Source organism: Tardiphaga sp. OK245 (assembly GCF_900108575.1).
GTDB lineage: Bacteria > Pseudomonadota > Alphaproteobacteria > Rhizobiales > Xanthobacteraceae > Tardiphaga > Tardiphaga robiniae.
In genome coordinates this window covers 814,743-832,865 of record NZ_FNWZ01000001.1, presented here as the reverse complement: position 1 = coordinate 832,865, position 18,123 = coordinate 814,743, and the positions used below count along the sequence as shown (strand labels likewise).

The 18,123-nt window shown below is 62.7% G+C and carries 16 protein-coding genes; 12 read left to right on the top strand and 4 right to left on the bottom strand.

The window, feature by feature from the left end:
• The first annotated feature begins 186 nt into the window (after positions 1–186).
• Positions 187–1,032, top strand: a complete 846-nt coding sequence (locus tag BLW80_RS03780; RefSeq protein ID WP_092145074.1) for a DUF1194 domain-containing protein — start codon at positions 187–189, stop codon at positions 1,030–1,032.
• Between the two features lie 6 nt (positions 1,033–1,038).
• Here the strand turns inward: BLW80_RS03780 and BLW80_RS03775 are convergent, their stop codons facing one another.
• The 3 genes from BLW80_RS03775 to BLW80_RS03765 form a co-directional block, all read right to left on the bottom strand.
• Positions 1,039–2,358, bottom strand: a complete 1,320-nt coding sequence (locus tag BLW80_RS03775) for a cobyrinic acid a,c-diamide synthase CobB (protein ID WP_093756863.1) — start codon at positions 2,356–2,358, stop codon at positions 1,039–1,041.
• Positions 2,359–2,422: 64 nt separating this feature from the next.
• A complete protein-coding gene (locus BLW80_RS03770; protein ID WP_093756862.1) occupies positions 2,423–3,967 on the bottom strand; it encodes an acyl-CoA synthetase in 1,545 nt (514 codons plus the stop codon).
• A gap of 233 nt (positions 3,968–4,200) precedes the next feature.
• Positions 4,201–5,373: an acetyl-CoA C-acetyltransferase gene (locus BLW80_RS03765; protein WP_093756861.1), complete on the bottom strand. Its 1,173-nt coding sequence runs from the start codon at positions 5,371–5,373 to the stop codon at positions 4,201–4,203.
• Between the two features lie 141 nt (positions 5,374–5,514).
• Here BLW80_RS03765 and BLW80_RS03760 point away from each other — a divergent pair, with 141 nt between their 5' ends.
• The 8 genes from BLW80_RS03760 (at position 5,515) to BLW80_RS03725 (ending at position 14,787) form a co-directional block, all read left to right on the top strand.
• Positions 5,515–6,180, top strand: a complete 666-nt coding sequence (locus BLW80_RS03760) for a TetR family transcriptional regulator (protein WP_093756860.1) — start codon at positions 5,515–5,517, stop codon at positions 6,178–6,180.
• Positions 6,181–6,413: 233 nt separating this feature from the next.
• A complete protein-coding gene (locus BLW80_RS03755) occupies positions 6,414–7,172 on the top strand; it encodes an SDR family NAD(P)-dependent oxidoreductase (protein WP_093756859.1) in 759 nt (252 codons plus the stop codon).
• 207 nt (positions 7,173–7,379) lie between these two features.
• Positions 7,380–8,186: an enoyl-CoA hydratase/isomerase family protein gene (locus BLW80_RS03750; protein ID WP_093756858.1), complete on the top strand. Its 807-nt coding sequence runs from the start codon at positions 7,380–7,382 to the stop codon at positions 8,184–8,186.
• A 78-nt stretch (positions 8,187–8,264) separates the two neighbouring features.
• Positions 8,265–10,139 carry an AMP-binding protein gene (locus BLW80_RS03745; RefSeq protein WP_093756857.1) on the top strand — a complete coding sequence of 625 codons (1,875 nt, stop codon included), beginning with the start codon at positions 8,265–8,267 and terminating at the stop codon, positions 10,137–10,139.
• A gap of 31 nt (positions 10,140–10,170) precedes the next feature.
• Positions 10,171–11,298, top strand: a complete 1,128-nt coding sequence (locus tag BLW80_RS03740; protein ID WP_092145058.1) for an acyl-CoA dehydrogenase family protein — start codon at positions 10,171–10,173, stop codon at positions 11,296–11,298.
• Between the two features lie 12 nt (positions 11,299–11,310).
• The gene (locus BLW80_RS03735) at positions 11,311–12,555 is read left to right on the top strand and encodes an acyl-CoA dehydrogenase (RefSeq protein WP_093756856.1); all 1,245 of its coding nucleotides are present in this window, start codon (positions 11,311–11,313) and stop codon (positions 12,553–12,555) included.
• Positions 12,556–12,675: 120 nt separating this feature from the next.
• Positions 12,676–13,917: an acyl-CoA dehydrogenase gene (locus BLW80_RS03730; protein ID WP_093756855.1), complete on the top strand. Its 1,242-nt coding sequence runs from the start codon at positions 12,676–12,678 to the stop codon at positions 13,915–13,917.
• 192 nt (positions 13,918–14,109) lie between these two features.
• On the top strand, positions 14,110–14,787 hold the full coding sequence (locus BLW80_RS03725) for a nitroreductase (RefSeq protein ID WP_093756854.1): 678 nt from the start codon (positions 14,110–14,112) through the stop codon (positions 14,785–14,787).
• 199 nt (positions 14,788–14,986) lie between these two features.
• On the opposite strand, the gene BLW80_RS03720 is transcribed toward BLW80_RS03725, so the two are convergent.
• On the bottom strand, positions 14,987–15,793 hold the full coding sequence (locus BLW80_RS03720) for an enoyl-CoA hydratase/isomerase family protein (protein ID WP_093757332.1): 807 nt from the start codon (positions 15,791–15,793) through the stop codon (positions 14,987–14,989).
• A gap of 200 nt (positions 15,794–15,993) precedes the next feature.
• On the opposite strand from BLW80_RS03720, the gene BLW80_RS03715 reads away from it, so the two are divergent.
• The 3 genes from BLW80_RS03715 to BLW80_RS03705 all read left to right on the top strand — a co-directional run bounded on the left by BLW80_RS03715 (position 15,994) and on the right by BLW80_RS03705 (position 18,089).
• Positions 15,994–16,653: a Crp/Fnr family transcriptional regulator gene (locus BLW80_RS03715; RefSeq protein WP_089265467.1), complete on the top strand. Its 660-nt coding sequence runs from the start codon at positions 15,994–15,996 to the stop codon at positions 16,651–16,653.
• 15 nt (positions 16,654–16,668) lie between these two features.
• Positions 16,669–17,514: a DUF6537 domain-containing protein gene (locus BLW80_RS03710; protein WP_093756853.1), complete on the top strand. Its 846-nt coding sequence runs from the start codon at positions 16,669–16,671 to the stop codon at positions 17,512–17,514.
• A 170-nt stretch (positions 17,515–17,684) separates the two neighbouring features.
• Positions 17,685–18,089, top strand: a complete 405-nt coding sequence (locus tag BLW80_RS03705) for a DUF3307 domain-containing protein (RefSeq protein ID WP_068735395.1) — start codon at positions 17,685–17,687, stop codon at positions 18,087–18,089.
• Positions 18,090–18,123 lie beyond the last annotated feature (34 nt).

Below are 18,123 nucleotides of genomic sequence, written 5' to 3'. Positions count from 1 at the left end.
GTTGGCGACATCCTGCGCTAGCTTTGTCGCGCGAACGTGCAAACCGTTCAAATCCGGGGGCAGGCGCCCGTTAACTCTGCCGCAGCAGCAGAGCCGCCATGACCGGATTGTGAACATGCCTGCAGGTTCCTGCTTTGCGGCTCGTCATTTGCATGTCACCATTCGATTCTCAACGGGAGGGCCGCTATGCGCTGGTGTGTCTCGATTGGAGCGGTACTCGTCGCGGGAGCGATGGCCGGCGGGGACGTCGCGAGCATGGCTGCGACAGGCCCGAAAGCGCAGTTTGCCCAGAGCAAGCAGGACCCCGTAGTCGATGTCGAACTGGTGCTGGCGGTCGACGTTTCCTATTCGATGGATATGGACGAGTTGGCGATCCAGCGCGAAGGCTATGCCCAGGCCATCGTCTCCAAGGAATTTCTTACCGCGCTCAAGAGTGGCCCGACAGGCAAGATTGCGGTCACTTATTTCGAATGGGCGGCATCGTCAGACCAGAAGCTGATCATTCCCTGGCGTGTCATCGATGGTCCTGAATCCGCCGACGCGGTGGCATCCGAAATCATGAAGACACCGATCCGCCGGGCGTCAAGGACGTCGATCTCGGGCGCGATCTACTACGCCATGCCGCTGTTCGATGAAAATGCGCTGCACGGTCTGCGCCGGGTCATCGATATTTCGGGCGATGGGCCGAACAACAATGGAGGACCGGTGACGGTCGCGCGCGATGAGGCAGTCGCGAAAGGTATCGTCATCAACGGCCTGCCGATCATGGCCAAGGAACTGTCCTACTCGACCATGGATATCGAAAACCTCGATCTCTATTATGAGGACTGCGTGATCGGCGGCGCGGGTTCCTTCGTGGTGCCGATCAAGGAGCGCGACAAGTTCAAGGAAGCGATCCGCACCAAACTGGTGTTGGAAGTCGCAGGATTGATGCCCGAGCCGCGCGCGATTCCTGTCGCCAACACGACGAAGGAGCCCCGCGTCAACTGCCTGATCGGCGAGAAGATCTGGCAGGATCGCTGGGGGCGTTAGTTCCCGTTAGCCATCGACCCGCGCAATCGCGTGGAAAAACGTGCCGGTGACATGGCCGCGCCGTCCGCCGCGCTCTGCCATGGGTTCGGCCTGCGCGTTGCGGAGATCGACCAGCGGGTCGTCGCTGCCCGGATCAATCAGTGACGCATAGTGAAATTCATGGCCGCGGATGAGCGATCCCTTTGGTCCGATCGGACTGTCGGATAGCAATCGCGCCTCGCGATAGCCGAGATGCAAGTGCCGCTTGTGGAAACTCGTCGTGTGGCTGAGCAGCCCCGTCATCGCATGCCGGTTGCCGTCGGCATCCTCCAGGCCTTCACCGAGCACCATATAGCCGCCGCACTCGCCATGGACCGAACGTGTCTGTGCGAAGCGCACCAGCCCGTCGCGGAATCTTTGCGCCGAGGCAAGCGTTGCCACGTGAAGTTCGGGATAGCCGCCTGGCAGCCAGCATGCATCACAATCATCCGGCGGAGCTTCATTGGCCAGCGGTGAGAAGCGGACGACCTCCGCGCCGGCATTGCGCCAGCCGTCAATCAGGTGCGGATAGATGAAGGTGAAGGCAGCATCAGCGGCCAATGCAATGCGCTGACCCGGCGGCGGTAAGGCCGGCGCGGCATTGCGGGCCGGCTGTCCGTCGATCGGCGCAGCCAGCGCGATGATGGTATCGAGATCGAGGTGCTTCTCCGCCATGCCGGCGAGTACGTCCATCCGTGTGGCAAGGTCGCCGTGTTCGCCAGCCTGGATGAGGCCGAGATGACGCTCTGGCAGCGCCAGTGCGGCATCCCGCGGAATGGCGCCGACGACGGGGATGCCGAGCGGCGCGATGGCGTCCGTGATAAGGCGGCGGTGGCGATCGCTGCCGACGCGGTTCAGGATCACGCCGGCGACGTGCACGTCAGGACGATGACTGGCAAAGCCGCGCACCATGGCGGCGGCGGATTGCGATTGCGCGGTCACGTCGAGCACCAGCAGCACCGGTAGATTGAAGCGCGCGGCGATACTGGCGCTGCTACCGTCTCGGTCGGCGACGCCGGGCACACCGTCGAACAGGCCCATAACGCCTTCGACCACCAGCAGATCGGCGGCTTCGGTGGTGCCAGCCATCAGCGCCTGCAGCAGCGAGGGCGGCATGGTCCAGCTATCGAGATTGATGCAGGGAGCGCCGGTGGCGACCGCGTGAAAGGCAGGGTCGATATAATCGGGCCCGGCCTTGGCCGCACGCAGTACCATGCCGCGCCGCCCGAGCGCGGCGAGCAGGCCGAGCGTAACCGTGGTCTTGCCCGCGCCGGAACGTGCTGCGGAGATCAGCAGGCCGGCGGTCATGATGGATGAACTTGCGACATCACGGCGGATTACCGCGGCGACTGCAATGCCGCAAGGGCGAGGTCTAGGCCGACGCCTTTTCCTTCTTCGGCCAGTACTTGTCCCGCAAATGGCGCTTCACCAGCTTGCCGGTCGGCGTACGCGGCAATTCCGGCTCGAAGTCGATGCTCTTGGGGCATTTGATCGGGGACAGATGCTTGCGGCAGTACAAGATCAATTCGGCCTCCAGCGCCTTGCCGGCGCGGCTCATGTCGTGCGGCTGCACCACGGCCTTGACCTCTTCGCCCATCTCCTCGTTCGGCACGCCGAACACCGCAACATCGGCGATGTCCGGATGGGTGATGAGAATGTCCTCGGTCTCCTGCGGATAGATGTTCACACCGCCGGAAATGATCATGTAGGACTTGCGGTCGGTGAGGTAGAGGAAGCCTTCGTCATCGAGATAGCCGACATCGCCGAGGGTGGACCAGCCGCGCGCGTTATAGGCGCGCTTCGTCTTCTCGGGATCGTTGTGATAGCTGAACTGCGGCGTATCGGCGAAATACACCGTGCCGATTTCGCCGGTCGGCGCTTCCTGGTCTTCTTCATTGACGATCTTGACGCTGCCGACCACAGCCTTGCCGACGGTCCCGCGATGCGACAGCCACTGCTGCGAGTTCGACACGGTGACGCCGTTGCCTTCGGAGCCGGCGTAATATTCGATCAGGATCGGTCCCCACCAGTCGATCATCCGCGCCTTGACGTCGACGGGGCAGGGGGCTGCGGCATGGATCGCGCCGTTCAATGAAGAGACATTGTATTTCAAACGGATTTCATCCGGCAGCTTCAGCATGCGCACGAACATGGTCGGCACCAGCTGCGACTGGGTGATCTTGTACTTTTCGACAAGCTTGAGGAATTCCTCGGCGTCGAAATGCTCCATGATCACCGACGTGCCGCCGAGCGTGATCGCCATCATGTTAAAACGTAATGGAGCCGCGTGATACAGCGGCGCCGGTGACAGATAGATCGAGTCCGATGTCATGCCGCACATGTTCGCGCAGAGCAGCTTCAGGAACGGATTGGGCACGTCGATCGGATTGTTCTCCGAGGCGCGCTTGATGCCCTTGGGGCGGCCCGTCGTGCCCGACGAATACAGCATGTCGTAGCCGGCAACCTCGTCGGCAATCGGCGTGGCGGGCTGAGTGGCGAGGGCGGCATTCCAGTCGCGGAAACCGGTGCGCGAACCGTCGACGATATAGAACATCGGCTCCGCCGTGTTGGTGATCAGCGGTGCAACCACATCGGCGCATTTCTCGGAGGTGATGACAACCCGTGCGCCGCAGTCTTTCACGATATAGGCGATCTCGTCCTGCGTGAGGTAGCGGCTGATCGCCGTGTAATAGAGCCCGGCGCGCTGTGCAGCCCAGCAGATCTCCATGAAGTCGAGGCGATTCTCCATCAAGAGCGCGATGTGATCGCCGGCCTTGAGTCCTAGCGAGCGAAACAACTGCGCGCCGCGGTTGGAACGTTCGTCGAGTTCGCGATAGCTGAGCGCCTGGCCGGAGCCGGCCATGCGGTAGGCAATCTTGTCGGGACTGGTCTTCGCGTGAATCGACGGATGCGTCATGGAGAATTCCTTGGTGTTTCCTCGAAGACCGGCGGATTTTTCCGCTCGTGGTGTGGTTTAGTTTTCTTACGTCCCCTCTCCCCTTGTGGGAGAGGGTGCCTGAGCGAAGCGAAAGGCGGGAGAGGGGTATGGCCAGTCGCGGGCCCTCTCCCGTCTCGAACCCGCTTCGCGTGTTCGATCCACCCTCTCCCACGTCGCGCTGCTACGCAGCGCTAGGGGAGAAGGGAAGAAAATTACAACCTCTCCACGATCGTCACATTGGCCATGCCGCCGCCTTCGCACATGGTCTGCAGCCCGTAGCGCTTGCCCGTCTGCTGAAGTGTATGGACCAGCGTGGTCATCAGCTTGGTGCCGGAGCCGCCGAGCGGATGGCCGAGCGCGATGGCGCCGCCATTGACGTTGAGGCGCTTTGGATCGGCGCCGGTGGCTTTCAGCCAAGCGGTCGGGATCGAGGCGAAGGCTTCGTTGACTTCGAACAGGTCGATGTCGTCGATCTTCATTCCGGCCTTTTCGAGCGCGCGCTTGGTGGCGGGCAGGGGCGCTTCCAGCATGATCACGGGATCGCCGCCCATCATGGTCATGTGGTGGATGCGCGCCAGCGGCTTGATGCCGAGTTGCTTGAGGCCCTTCTCGTTGACAACCATCACGCCCGACGCGCCGTCGCAGATCTGGCTGGCGGATGCTGCAGTGAGCTTGCCGTTCTCAGCGATCAGCTTGACGCCCCTGATGCCGTCGAGCGTGGCGTCGAAGCGGATGCCCTCGTCGATGTGATGGGTGTCCGTGGTGCCATCGGCGCGGGTGATCTGCAGCGGGATGATTTCGTCCTTGAACCGGCCGGCCTCGGTCGCGGCAATAGCGCGCTGATGGCTCTGGAAAGCGTATGTGTCGAGGTCATCCTTCGACAGTCCGTATTTCTCGGCGACCATCTCGGCGCCGGTGAACTGGCTGAACTGGATGTTGGGATAGCGCGCTTCCATGCCGGGGCTCTTGTAGTGGCCCATGCCGGCCTTGGACGCGAGAATGCTTGGCGAGCCCATTGGCACGCGGGTCATGCTCTCGACGCCGGCGGCGATCACGATGTCCATAGAGCCAGCCATCACGGCCTGGGCGGCGAAATGCAGCGCCTGCTGCGATGAACCGCACTGGCGGTCGATGGAGGTGCCCGGCACGCTTTCCGGAAGCTTCGAGGCCAGCACCGCGTTGCGCGCGACGTTGACGGCCTGCTCGCCGCCCTGACCGACGCAGCCCATGATGACGTCCTCAACCGAGGCGGGATCTGCGCCGGTGCGTTCAACCAGCGTGTTCAAAACCGAGGCTGCGAGGTCGGCCGGGTGCCAGCCGGCTAAACGCCCGCCCTTGCGGCCACCGGCGGTGCGTGCAGCGGCAACGATATAGGCCTCGGCCATGCGTGATCTCCCTTTTTTGCCTTGTTTGGCGGCGTTTTTCGTGGCGTTGAATGCGCGGGATTTAAGTGTCCGCGGAGAGTTTAGTCAATCGGTCAATTAACTCTTGAGTGCGGCCGATTGTTCGTATTATCTGCGCTCCGAATGGCACCGACTTTGAACCCCAGCACCTCTGTGAAAACCGCCGCTGCCCGTAATCCGACGGCCGACAAGCTGTTGCTCGCGGCGAGCGAGCTGATGATTGCCAGCAACTCCATCGAGGTGTCGCTGAGCGAGATTGCGCAGCAGTCCGGGGTCAATGCGGCGCTGGTGAAATATCATTTCGGCAATAAGGACGGCTTGCTGCTGGCGCTGCTCGCGCGCGATGCCGCCACCGAGATGACCAATCTGGAATATCTGCTGGCGCAGCCGATCTCGGCCACTGCAAAACTGCGGCTGCACATCGCCGGCATCATCAAGGCCTATTACCAGTTTCCCTATATGAACCGGCTGATCCACTACTTGCTGCATGAGAGCAGCAACGAGGCAGCCGACGAAGTATCGAAGTTCTTCGTGGGGCCGCTGCTCGGCTTCCATCGCCGCCTGCTGGCCGAGGGACTTGAATCCGGCGAATTTCGCAAGGTCGATCCGGTGTTGTTCTACACCAGCCTGATCGGCGCCTGCGACAACCTGTTCTTCAGCCGTCATGCCATGTCGCGCGCCATTGGCGTCGGCCCGGTGACCGATGAAGTCTGCCGCGACTACGTCGCCCATATGGAAGCGATGCTGCTCGGCGGAATCCTCACAAACAAGAAGGCCGCCAAGGCCTGACATCACGAGCTCAGAAGAAACGGCCCAAGGAAAACTGCCAAGAAAATTCAAAAACGTCGGGAAACGCCCAAGGAACAAAATTCAAGAACCAAAATAAGAAACGCCCAAGGATCAGTTTCAAGAACAACAACCAAGAAAACGCCCAAGGACCACTTCTTCTTCTTCTTTTTCTTCTTCGTCGCGACTCAAGAATTCAAGAAACGATCAGAAACGCCCAAGGAAAGGCTCTATCCATGCAGCTGAAAGACGTAGCCGTATTCATCACCGGCGGTGGCTCGGGACTGGGCGCCGCAACCGCGCGCGCGATGGCTGCCAAGGGCGCCAAGGTCGCCGTGTTCGACCGCGCGCAGGACAATGCCGAGAAGGTCGCTGCCGAAGTGAAGGGCGTTGCTACCGTCGGCGATGTCACCAGCGAGAGTGACGTGAAGGCGGCGCTCGCCAAGGCAGCGGCTGCGCATGGTACCGCGCGCGTGCTGATGAACTGCGCCGGTATCGGCGGTTCGCAGCGCATCGTCGGCAAGCAGGGCGTTTATCCGCTCGAGAAGTTCACCAATGTCATCATGGTGAACTTGATCGGCACCTTCAACTGCCTGCGCCTGTTCGCCGAGCAGCTTGCCACCGCCGAACCGATCGGCGAGGAACGCGGCGTCATCATCAACACCGCCAGCGTCGCCGCCTATGAAGGCCAGATCGGCCAGATCGCCTACTCCGCCTCGAAGGGGGGCGTTGTCGGCCTCACGCTGCCGGCCGCCCGCGATCTCGCCTCCAGCAAGATCCGCGTCAACACCATCGCGCCGGGCCTGTTCCTGACGCCGCTGCTGATGGGCCTCAACGAGGAAGCCCGCGCTAGCCTGGGCGCGCAGGTGCCGCATCCGGCCCGCCTCGGCGACGCCTCGGAATACGGCAACCTTGCGGTCCACATCGTCGAGAATCCGATGCTGAACGGCGAAACCATCCGCCTCGACGGCGCCATCCGTATGGCGCCGCGGTAGTACTTGTCTTCCCCTCTCCCCCAGCGCGGCGTAGCCGCGCGCCGCGGGAGAGGGTGCCTGAGCAAGCGAAGGCGGGAGAGGGCTCGTTGTGGCGCCCCTCTCCCAAGTGAGTTTGTTTCTAACTCCTGCGCTGCCCTCTCCCGCAAGGGGAGAGGGCGCGGCAATGAGCGTCGGCAAGGCGCCAACGAGTGAAACGGGAGAGCGCGTGTGTCTAATCCACTGCTGATCGAACACGACGATGGCGTGGACCGGGTGACGCTTAATCGTCCGGACAGTCTCAACGCGCTCGATCCTGCTCTGATCGACGCACTAAACGACTATTTCGAAAGCCTGCAGCGCAATCGCAAGACACGCGTGGTCGTCCTCAAGGGTGCCGGCGCCAATTTCTGCGCCGGGCTCGATCTCAAACACGCAATGGCCGTGCGCTCCGGGCAGAATGCGCCGCGCACCGTCACCGAGTCGCTGGATTCCCAGCGCCGCATCGCGGATATCGTGATGCTGATGCGCCGCTGTCCGCAGCCGATCATCGCGCTGGTGCAGGGTGCTGCCGCCGGCGGCGGTTTCGCGCTGGCGCTCGCCGCAGATATCCGCATCGCCGCCAAGTCGGCGCGCATGAACTGCGCCTTCATCAAGCTCGGCCTCGGCGGCTGCGACATCGGCTCAAGCTATTTCCTGCCGCGTCTCGTCGGTGTCTCCGTCGCCTCTGAACTGATCCTCACCGGCCGCTTCATCCATGCCGATCGCGCGCTGGCTGTTGGGTTGGTGTCGGAAGTTGTCGACGACGGTCAACTCGAAGCCGCCGCTGCGCCCTATGTCGATGCGATGATGACCGCGTCGCCGGTGGGGCTGCGGCTGTCCAAGGAATGCATCAACATGTCCGTCGATGCCGGCTCGATCGAGGCCGTCATCGCCATGGAAGATCGCAATCAGGTGCTGTGCAGCCGCTCGGAAGATTTCGAGGAAGGCATCCGCGCATTCATCGAGAAACGAAAGCCGGTTTACGTCACACGTTGAAGCGTGATCTCACGCAACGAATACAAGGTCCGACAAACGAGACCGTGGTTCGATAAGAACGGTTTTGGGAGAAACCACATGAACCCGCAGGCTGCCGCGGTGCTGACAAAGCCCGCCTTCCGCAAGATCCACTGGATGGAGCGCGACATCGATGTCGAGCGCCGGCCGGACGGCGTCATCGTCATGAAGTCGCTGATACCGTTGATGCCCTATGAGACGCATCTGCCGGCGTCTCTGGCGAAGTGGGCCAAGGAGCGTCCCGATCACACCTGGCTGGCCCAGCGCGCCGGCGATGACCGGCAATGGCGTCGGCTCAGCTATGGCGAGGCGAAGCGGACCGCCGATGCGCTGACCCAGGCGCTACTCGACATGAAGCTCGCGGCCGATGGACCGGTTGCGATCCTTTCGGGCAATTCCGTCGAGCATGCACTAATGACCATGGCGGCGATGCAGGCGCGGCATCCGGCAGCGCCGGTGTCGCCGGCCTATTCGCTGATGAGCCAGGATCACGCCAAGCTCAAATATCTGTTCGACCTGATCAAGCCTGTCGCGGTCATGGTGCAGGACGGGCCGACCTTCCAGAAGGCGCTGGATGCGCTCGATCTCACCGACATCAAGATCATCCATGTGGCGCGCCCGCCGACGGGGATCGCCAGCACCGCCTATGCCGACATGGTCGCGACCATGGTTACGCCCACGGTCGACGCATCGCTCGCCCAGATCATGCCCGATACGGTCGGCAAGCTGCTGTTCACCTCGGGCTCCACCGGCATGCCCAAGGCGGTCATCAACACGCAGCGGATGATGACGGCGAATGCCGCGATGATGATGCAGACGCGCCCGCGCGATCCGAACGCGCAGCCGCCGGTCTATCTCGACTGGATGCCGTGGAATCACACCATGGGCGGCAACGCTTTGTTCAACCCGCTGCTGATCGATGGCGGCACGCTCTATATCGACGATGGCCGTCCAATGCCGGGCATGATCGACGAGACATTGCGCAATCTGCGCGAAATCTCGCCGACCTATTACGCCAATGTTCCCGCCGGCTATGCTGCCATCGCCAGCGCGATGGAGAAAGACGATGCGCTGGCGCGCTCGTTCTTCAAGAACCTGAATCTGATGGCCTATGGCGGCGCGCGTCTCCCTGACGATCTCTACGACCGGATGCAGGCGCTGGCCGTGCGCGCCACCGGCGAGCGCATCGTGTTCTATACCGGTTGGGGCTGCACCGAGACCTCGCCGACCTCGACCGGCACCTATTGGGACACAGAGCGCGTCGGCCTGATCGGCCTGCCGTTCCCCGGCGTCGAACTCAAGATGGTGCCGGTGGATTCGAAATACGAGTTGCGCTTGCGCGGCGTCAACGTGATGCCGGGCTACTATCGCCAGCCGGACCTCACCAAAGCGGCCTTCGACGAGGAAGGCTTCTACAAGATCGGCGACGCTGGCATTTTCGTCGACGACAATGACCCCGTGCAGGGCCTGATCTTCTCCGGCCGCGTGGTGGAGGACTTCAAGCTGACGACCGGCACCTTCGTGCATGTCGGCTCGTTGCGCACCGATGTGATCGCTGCGGCGACGCCGGTGGTGCAGGACGCGCTGATCACGGGACAGGATCGCCCCTATATCGGCGTGCTCGCCTGGCCCAACCTGCCGGCCTGCCGCATCATGATCGGCGAGCCCGAGGCGACATTTGCCGATGTGGTGAAACATCCTGCGGTTCTTGCCTGTCTGAAGAAGGGGCTGCAGGCACATAATGCGTCGTGCGAAGGCGCCAGCAGCAGGCGCATTGCGCGCGCGATGTTCATGGTCGAGCCGGCGTCCATCGACGGCAACGAACTCACTGACAAGGGCTACATCAACCAGCGCGCCGGCCTCGAACGCCGCGCGGCACTGGTCGCCCAGCTTTACGCCGAGCACCCCGGCGAAGACGTCATCATCCTCAACTAGACTTTCATCGATCAGAACAGAGTACACCGCCATGAACTTCGATTTCTCCGACGACCAGAAGCAGCTCCGCGATGAGGCCCGGCGTTTTCTCACCGAGAAGTGCCCGCCGAAGGCTGTGCGCGCCGTGATCGACGGCAAGGCGCCCTATGATCGCGAGCTCTGGAAGGGCCTTGCGGATATGGGCTTCCTCGGCGTTGCCATCCCGGAAGCCTTTGGCGGCTCGGGTGCCGGTCATCTCGAACTCTGCGTGATCGCCGAGGAAATGGGCCGTGCACTCGCCCCGGTGCCGTTCTCCTCGACGGTCTACCTCGCCGCAGAAGCGCTGCTGCTCGCCGGTTCCGATGCGCAAAAGCAGAAGTGGCTGCCGGCGATTGCACAGGGCAATGCCGTCGGCACGCTGGCGCTGTTCGAAGGTTCCGGTAATCCGTCGCCAAAGGCGATCAAGCTCACCGCGGCTAACGGCGTGCTCAACGGCACCAAGAAGCCGGTGGCCGATGGCGCCATCGCTGACTTCGCAATCGTCGCCGCGCGCACCGGTTCGACTGGCCGCGATACCGACATCGCGCTGTATCTTGTCGATCTCACCAGCGAGGGCGTCGAGGCCAAGGCACTGACATCCATCGATCCCTCGCGCAATCAGGCCGAGATCTCGTTCAAGAATGTCAAGGCTGAGCTGCTCGGCGCTGCGAATGAAGGCTGGAGCATCCTCTCGCAGGTGCTCGACCGCGCCGCGGTGTTGATCGGCTTCGAACAGGTCGGCGGTTCCGACCGCGCGCTGGAAATGGGCCGCGACTACGCGCTCGACCGCATTGCCTTCGGCCGCCAGATCGGCTCTTTCCAGGCTGTGAAGCACATGCTCGCGGACATGTATGTCTCCGCGACGCTGGCGCGCTCGAATTGCTATTACGGCGCCTGGGCGCTCTCGACCAACGCGTCCGAACTGCCAGAAGCCGCCGCTGCAGCACGCATCAGCGCGACGCAGGCATTCCAGCACTGCTCGAAGAACAACATCCAGGTTCATGGCGGCATGGGCTTCACCTGGGAGTTCGACTGCCACCTCTACTACCGCCGCTCCAACGCGGTGGCGGTTGGGCTCGGCTCGCTGTCCTATTGGGAAGACCAGTTGATCGAGCGCATGCGCCAGAAGAACGCGGCGTAAGGACCAATCGCGATGAATTTTGATGACACCCCGCAGGAGGCCGCGTTCCGCGCCGAGGCGAAAGCCTGGATCGCGGCCCATGCGCCCAAGCAATATGAAGACGAACTGAAGAAGGCTGCGCTTGGCCGCATTCAGCTCAAGAGTGCGAATATTCTGGAAGTCGCGAAAGCCTGGCAGAAGAAGAAGGCCGATGCCGGCTGGGCCGTACCGCACTGGCCGAAGGAGTATGGCGGCCGCGGCGCATCGCCCATCGAGCGGGTGATCTGGCAGCAGGAAGAGGGCGTGTTCGGCAAGCTCGGCGCGCTCTTCATTATCGGTCACGGCATGTGCGGCCCGACCATGATGGCCTATGCCGCCGAGGAGCATAAGCGGCAGTATCTGCCGCCGCTGGCGTCCGGTGAGAAGATCTGGTGCCAGTTGTTCTCCGAACCCGCCGGCGGATCCGACGTCGCGGGTCTCCGCACCCGCGCGGAAAAGGACGGTGACGACTGGGTCATCAACGGCCAGAAGATTTGGACCTCCGGCGCGCACTACTCGGACTACGGCATCCTGATCACCCGTACCGATCCCACCGTGCCGAAGCACAAAGGCCTCACCATGTTCTTCCTGGACATGAAGAGCCCGGGCGTCGAGGTGAAGCCGATCAAGCAAGCCAACGGGCAGGCCGAGTTCAACGAGGTGTATTTCACCGACGTGCGGATTCCCGATGCGCAGCGGCTCGGCGCGGTCGGCGATGGCTGGAACGTGTCGCTGACCACGCTGATGAACGAGCGCATGGCGATCGGCGCCAATGTTGCCACGGGATTCCCGGAGCTGTTCGAGTTCTGCAACGGCCTGATGCTCGATGACGGTCCGGCCATCGACGATCCCGCGGTGCGCTCCAGGCTCGCCAGCTGGGCGGTGCGCGCCAGCGGACTTCGCTACACCAGCTTCCGCGCGATCTCGGCGCTGTCGCGCGGCGAACGTCCGGGTCCGGAAAACTCCATCGGCAAGCTCGTTGCGGGTGCCATGCTGCAGGATGTCGCGACCTATGCGCTCGATCTGCAGGGTGCGGCCGGCGTGCTCAACGGGCCGGAGGATGCGGAGGTCGCCGGCAAGTTCCAGGCGATGCTGCTGCGCTCGCCCGCCACGCGCGTCGAAGGCGGCACTGACGAGATCCTGCGCAACATCATCGCCGAGCGCGTGCTGGGTCTCCCCGGCGACATTCGCGTCGACAAGGACGTGCCATTCAACAAGATCCCGACCAAGGGACGATAAGTCAGCCTGTAGGATGGGTAGAGCGCAGCGAAACCCATCAATGTCCGCGCAAGCCCATCGATGGGTTTCGCAAGGGCTCTACCCATCCTACGCTTTCTTTTCTCATTAAGGACGACTGCCATGAATTTCGATGACACGCCGCAGGAAGCCGAATTCCGCGCCGTCGCGCGCAAGTGGATCGATGCGAACGCACCGAAGGAGCTGGAAGCTGAGCTGACCAAGCCATCGGCGAAGCGCGCCAGCGAGAAGCGCGACGCGATGCTCGATGTCGCCAAGGCGTGGCAGAAGAAGAAGGCCGATGCCGGCTGGGCCTGTCTGCATTGGCCGAAGGAATATGGCGGCCGCGGCTCGACGCCGATCGAGCGCGTAATCTGGCAGCAGGAAGAGGGCGTCTATGACAAGCTCGCGCGGCCCTTCGCCATCGGGCAGGGCATGTGCGGCCCGACCGTGATGGCCTACGCCTCCGAAGACCAGAAGCGCAAATATCTGCCGCCGCTGGCCTCCGGCGAGAAAGTCTGGTGTCAGCTGTTCTCCGAGCCCGCCGGTGGTTCCGACGTCGCTGGCCTTCGTACCCGCGCGGAGAAGGATGGTGACGACTGGATCGTCAACGGCCAGAAGATCTGGACCTCCGGCGCGCATTACTCTGATTATGGCATCCTGATCACCCGCACTGACCCGAATGTGCCCAAGCACAAGGGCCTCACCATGTTCTTCCTCGACATGAAGAGTGAGGGCGTCGAGGTAAAGCCGATCAAGCAGGCCAATGGCATGCAGGAATTCAACGAGGTGTTCTTCACCAATGTAAGGATCCCGGATAGCCAGCGGCTCGGCGCCGTCGGTGACGGCTGGAACGTGTCGCTGACCACGCTGATGAATGAGCGCATGTCGATCGGCTCCCGCGTCGCCACGGGTTTCCCGGAGCTGTTCGAGTATTGCAGCAACCTGATGCTGGAAGACGGCCTCGCCATCGACGATCCCAATGTGCGCTCCAAGCTCGCAAGCTGGGCGGTGAAGAATTCCGGCCTGAAATACACCAGCTACCGCTCGATCTCGGCGCTGTCGAAGGGCCAACGTCCGGGTCCGGAGAACTCCATCGGCAAGCTGGTCTCCGGCATGATGATGCAGGACATCGCGATGTTCGCGGCCGACCTGCAGGGCGCCTCCGGAGCCTTGGTCGGCGCCGATGCGGAAGCTGCTGGCGAATTCCAGGCGACGATCCTCGGTTCGCCCTCGATGCGCATTGCCGGCGGCACCGACGAGATCCTGCGCAACATCATCGCCGAGCGCGTGCTCGGTTTGCCGGGCGACATCCGCGTCGACAAGGACGTGCCGTTCAACAAGGTCCCGACCAAGGGACGGTAAGCTCTTTCTTCCCCTCTCCCCCGTGCGAAGCGAAGCTTCGCTAGGTGGGAGAGGGTGGCCGCGCGAAGCGCGGACGGGTGAGGGGTGCCACAAGCTCCGAGCCCAGCCGTACCCCTCATCCGTCACGGCCTTCGGCCGTGCCACCTTCTCCCACAAGGGGAGAAGGAAGAAGTCGCGACGACAGAGGCTCCCATGACCGACTCCATCGATACGCTCGAAGATCTCCTCGCGTCGCGTTACTCCTGCCGGGCCTACAAGACCGAGCAGGTGCCGCGCGCCATCATCGACCGCATTCTCAATGCCGCGCAGAAGACCGCGTCATGGTGCAACAGCCAGCCGTGGCAGGTCACGATCACGTCGGGTGAAGCCACCAAGAAGTTTCGCGACGTGCTCTATCCCGTCGCGGCCGCGGGTACGCCGAATTCGGGCGACTTCCCGTTTCCGCGCGAATATCGCGGGGTCTATCTGGACCGCCGCCGCGAAAGCGGCTTCCAGCTTTACAACACACTGGGTATCGCGCGCGGCGACAAGACGGCCTATGCCGAGCAGGCGCTGCAGAACTTCAACTTCTTCGGCGCGCCGCATGTGGCGATCATCACATCGGATGAAGCGCTCGGGGTCTATGGCGCAGTGGACTGCGGCGGCTATGTAAACAATTTCATGCTGGCTGCGCAGGCGCTCGGCCTCGCGACCGTGCCGCAGGCGGCGCTGGCGTTTCACTCGGCCGTGGTGCGCCAGCATTTCGGCATGAGCGACGACCGCCGCGTCGTTTGCGGCATTTCGTTCGGCTATCCGGACCGCGAGCACAAGGTCAACAGCTACCGAACGAACCGCGCGCAGTTGGACGACGTCGCGACGTTTGTGGAGTGACTCTGCTCACTTCCCCTCTCCCCCAGCGCAGCGAAGCTGCGCGCCGTGGGAGAGGGTGGATCGAACGCGAAGCGGTCGAGACGGGAGAGGGGCTGCCACGAGCTCCGAGCTTCGCGGCTACCCCTCTCCCGCCGTCGCTTCGCTCAGACACCCTCTCCCGCAAGGGGAGAGGGGAAGAAAAGTGCCACAGGCTTAGCGTTTAAAACCTCGGTGCCCGTTTCTCCGCGAACGCCTTCGTGCCTTCCTTGATCTCATCGCCCCGCATGCTGTCCCGCGCGCGCTGATCGGCGGCAGCTTCGTCCAATTCACCGCGGGCGAATTCGTTGATCGCCTGCTTCATGCCGCGCATGGCGATCGGGGCGTTGCCGGCCAGAATCATGGCGAGCTTGTCGACTTCCTCGTCCAGCGCCTCGGTCGGCACCATGGCGGTGAGGTATCCGATCCGCAGCAGTTCGCTGGCTTCCAGCTTCTGCGCGGTGAGAAACAATCGCTTGGCGTTGTCGACCCCGAGCCGGCTCACATAGCGTTTGATGCCGCCCTTGTAATAATGCAGCCCGAGCCGGGCGGCCGGCATGAACATCTCGCAGGTGTCGACGCCGATGCGGAAGTCGCAGGCCAGTGCCAGGTCGGTGGAGCCGCCATAGACGCCGCCATTGAGCCGGCAGATCGTCGGGAGCGCCAGGTCCTCCAGCCGGTTGGCCACGGCCTCAAAGGCCGATCCGGACGAACCTTCGGCCACGGGCTTGGGCTCGCTGGCAGCCCGTTCGGAGATCGCATTGAGATCGAAGCCGGCGCTGAAAGCGCGGCCGGTGCCGGTGAGCACCAGCACCCGGACGGCGCGATCGGCCTCTACGCGATCGAACAGCTGTACCAAGGTGTCCAGGTCGAGCTGGGACAGCCGGTTCAGCTTTTGGGGGCGGTTCAGGCGGATGGTGGCGCGGGGGCCGTCGATGGTCAGAATGGGGGGCGAGGACTGGTCAGATGCGGTTTCCGTCGTTTCCGACATGTTGTTCTCCTTTGGGATGCGAGCGACGGTGCCCGCACCGGCGGATCGCGTCAATCTGCGCACGACTCCGTGATTTTTGCGGGTCGCAACACGGGCTATTTTAACCAGATGGGCTATATTGCCGCTGCAAAGGCCCGGTCATTCGCGCTTCATAGTCGCGGAGGACGGTGCGGCCGTTCCTGGAAACCCGGTTTGCTCCCATGGATATGTCCTATCTCCATCACTTTGGCAGCGCCGCCGCCACGATCTTCGTGGTCGCGACCGCCACGATGCGGACGATGATTCCGCTGCGGGTGTTTGGCATCATGGCCAATGTCTTGCTGATCGCGATCTCGATCCCGACCCACAACTATCCGACCATGGCACTGCATGCGGTACTGCTGCCACTCAACATCTACCGCCTGCGCCAGATGCTGCAATTGGTCCAGGATGTGAAAAAGTCGGTGAACTCGGACCTGTCGATGGAATGGCTGAAACCGTTCATGACCAAGCGTCCCTGTAAGGCCGGTGAGGTGTTGTTTTACAAGGACGAGAAGGCCGAAGACATGTTCTACATCGTCAGTGGCCGTTATCGTCTCGTCGAATCCGGGATCGAATTGCCGGTCGGCGCCATTGTCGGTGAACTCGGCATGCTGTCGCCCTTGAACGAACGCACCCAGACGCTGGAATGTATCGAGCCCGGCATGGTGCTCAGCGTCAGCTACAGCCAGGTCGAAGAGCTCTACGTGCAGAATCCGGAATTCGGTTTCTTCTTCCTGCGTCTCGCCAGCGCGCGATTGTTCGAGAATATCGACAAGCTGGAAGCGCGTCTGATGAAGCAGGACGCGCCCGCATTGCCCATGGCGCCGCAGCACGCATAAGCATCAGGACGTCCCGTGGCAGGTTTCATCAACGTCATCCGCTCCACGCTCGCCGAGCTGGCGAACAGGAGCGAACCTGCAGCGCCGGTTTTGCCGGTGGGGCTGCCGGCTGCGGTGCGTCCTGTGGCGGAAGATGGCGTGGCCCTGTTGATCAACTATCAGAGCGCAGTCTACGCGCAGCTCTACAGCGACCGGCTGCGTCGCTTTGTCGGACGGCGCAACGTCAGCGACGAACTGTTTAGCGAGATTGCGCGGCTGCTCACGATGCGCATGAGCTATCACGATCCGATCCGCATCGCGCAGCTCAAGCTGCAGGAACCCGTGATGCCCGGCCGGCCGCCCGTCGTCGACAGGCGGCGTTTTCGCCTCGACGAGTTGGTGTCGGCATTGCCGGAGATCGTCGGCGATCCCCTGATGTGGGCGCTCGAGCGCATCTATTGTGCGCATCGCACGGTGCCGATCCGTTTCAGCAAGGCGAGCATCTGGGGCATCAAGCGCCTTGAGTTCGAATCCTGGCTGCGACGTTGGCGCCTGTTGTCGACGCGTTATGAAACCGAGCGCGTCTGGGTCGAACGCTGGCTGCACATGATTGATCGGGCACTGACCAAGCAGCCGGACGCGGCAATGGCCATCGTGCAGACGGCAACCATGATCGAAGGTTACGGCACGGGCTATCGGCAGGGCATGGCCGCCTGGCATCAGATCATCGACGGACTAGCCAAGCCGGCTTTCGATGGGACGCTGGTTATCACCGACCTGGCGGACGCGATCACGCGTGCCCGTGCGGTGCCGCGCGATCCGAAAGGTGACCAATTACGCAAGGCGATCGGCGAGCTCCGGGCGCATGCCGTTCTGAACTAGCGAGAAAGTGGAGCGTGCGCAGTGTTTTCCCGACCAGGCTGGCTCTGCAGGAAGCGGTGGGTTTTCGGTTCCGCGGCGTGCATTCCCGGTTTCGGAGTGTCATAAATAGGGCGAGTGATCGGGCCGGCTAAGCGGGCCAGCCTGTCGTGACCGGTGAGAGGGACGTCAGCTTGTTGTTTCCTGCAATGTCGTCGTCGATTGCTCTGGGCGGGCTCGTCGGGTGGATGCTCGTCCTCACCGTCAAGCACGTGATCGCTGATTTCCTGCTGCAAAACGCCTGGATGGCGATAGGCAAGGATCAACGGACCGGATGGGCGCTGCCGCTGCTGGCGCATTGCGCGATCCATGGCGTGCTGACAACGCTGTTCATTGCCGTTGTACAACCCAAGCTCTGGTTCTTGGGACTGGTCGACTTCGCGATCCACATCACCATCGATCGGCTCAAGGGCATCTGCGTATCGCATTTCGGTGTGACGCAGGGCCATCGCTGGTTCTGGTGGCTGATCGGCATCGATCAGGCGCTGCATCACCTGACCGACTTCTTCCTGGCCATCTTCATCGTCGCCAACAGCTGATGCGCGTTTGAACGCATCGAGTTCCAATGTGGCG

What these genes read in the sequence shown, in the direction of transcription:
- BLW80_RS03780 (WP_092145074.1), top strand. Translation starts at nt 187, where the DNA reads ATGCGCTGGTGTGTCTCGATTGGAGCGGTACTCGTCGCGGGAGCGATG.
- BLW80_RS03775 (WP_093756863.1), bottom strand. Translation starts at nt 2,358, where the DNA reads ATGACCGCCGGCCTGCTGATCTCCGCAGCACGTTCCGGCGCGGGCAAG.
- BLW80_RS03770 (WP_093756862.1), bottom strand. Translation starts at nt 3,967, where the DNA reads ATGACGCATCCGTCGATTCACGCGAAGACCAGTCCCGACAAGATTGCC.
- BLW80_RS03765 (WP_093756861.1), bottom strand. Translation starts at nt 5,373, where the DNA reads ATGGCCGAGGCCTATATCGTTGCCGCTGCACGCACCGCCGGTGGCCGC.
- BLW80_RS03760 (WP_093756860.1), top strand. Translation starts at nt 5,515, where the DNA reads ATGGCACCGACTTTGAACCCCAGCACCTCTGTGAAAACCGCCGCTGCC.
- BLW80_RS03755 (WP_093756859.1), top strand. Translation starts at nt 6,414, where the DNA reads ATGCAGCTGAAAGACGTAGCCGTATTCATCACCGGCGGTGGCTCGGGA.
- BLW80_RS03745 (WP_093756857.1), top strand. Translation starts at nt 8,265, where the DNA reads ATGAACCCGCAGGCTGCCGCGGTGCTGACAAAGCCCGCCTTCCGCAAG.
- BLW80_RS03740 (WP_092145058.1), top strand. Translation starts at nt 10,171, where the DNA reads ATGAACTTCGATTTCTCCGACGACCAGAAGCAGCTCCGCGATGAGGCC.
- BLW80_RS03735 (WP_093756856.1), top strand. Translation starts at nt 11,311, where the DNA reads ATGAATTTTGATGACACCCCGCAGGAGGCCGCGTTCCGCGCCGAGGCG.
- BLW80_RS03730 (WP_093756855.1), top strand. Translation starts at nt 12,676, where the DNA reads ATGAATTTCGATGACACGCCGCAGGAAGCCGAATTCCGCGCCGTCGCG.
- BLW80_RS03725 (WP_093756854.1), top strand. Translation starts at nt 14,110, where the DNA reads ATGACCGACTCCATCGATACGCTCGAAGATCTCCTCGCGTCGCGTTAC.
- BLW80_RS03720 (WP_093757332.1), bottom strand. Translation starts at nt 15,793, where the DNA reads ATGTCGGAAACGACGGAAACCGCATCTGACCAGTCCTCGCCCCCCATT.
- BLW80_RS03715 (WP_089265467.1), top strand. Translation starts at nt 15,994, where the DNA reads ATGGATATGTCCTATCTCCATCACTTTGGCAGCGCCGCCGCCACGATC.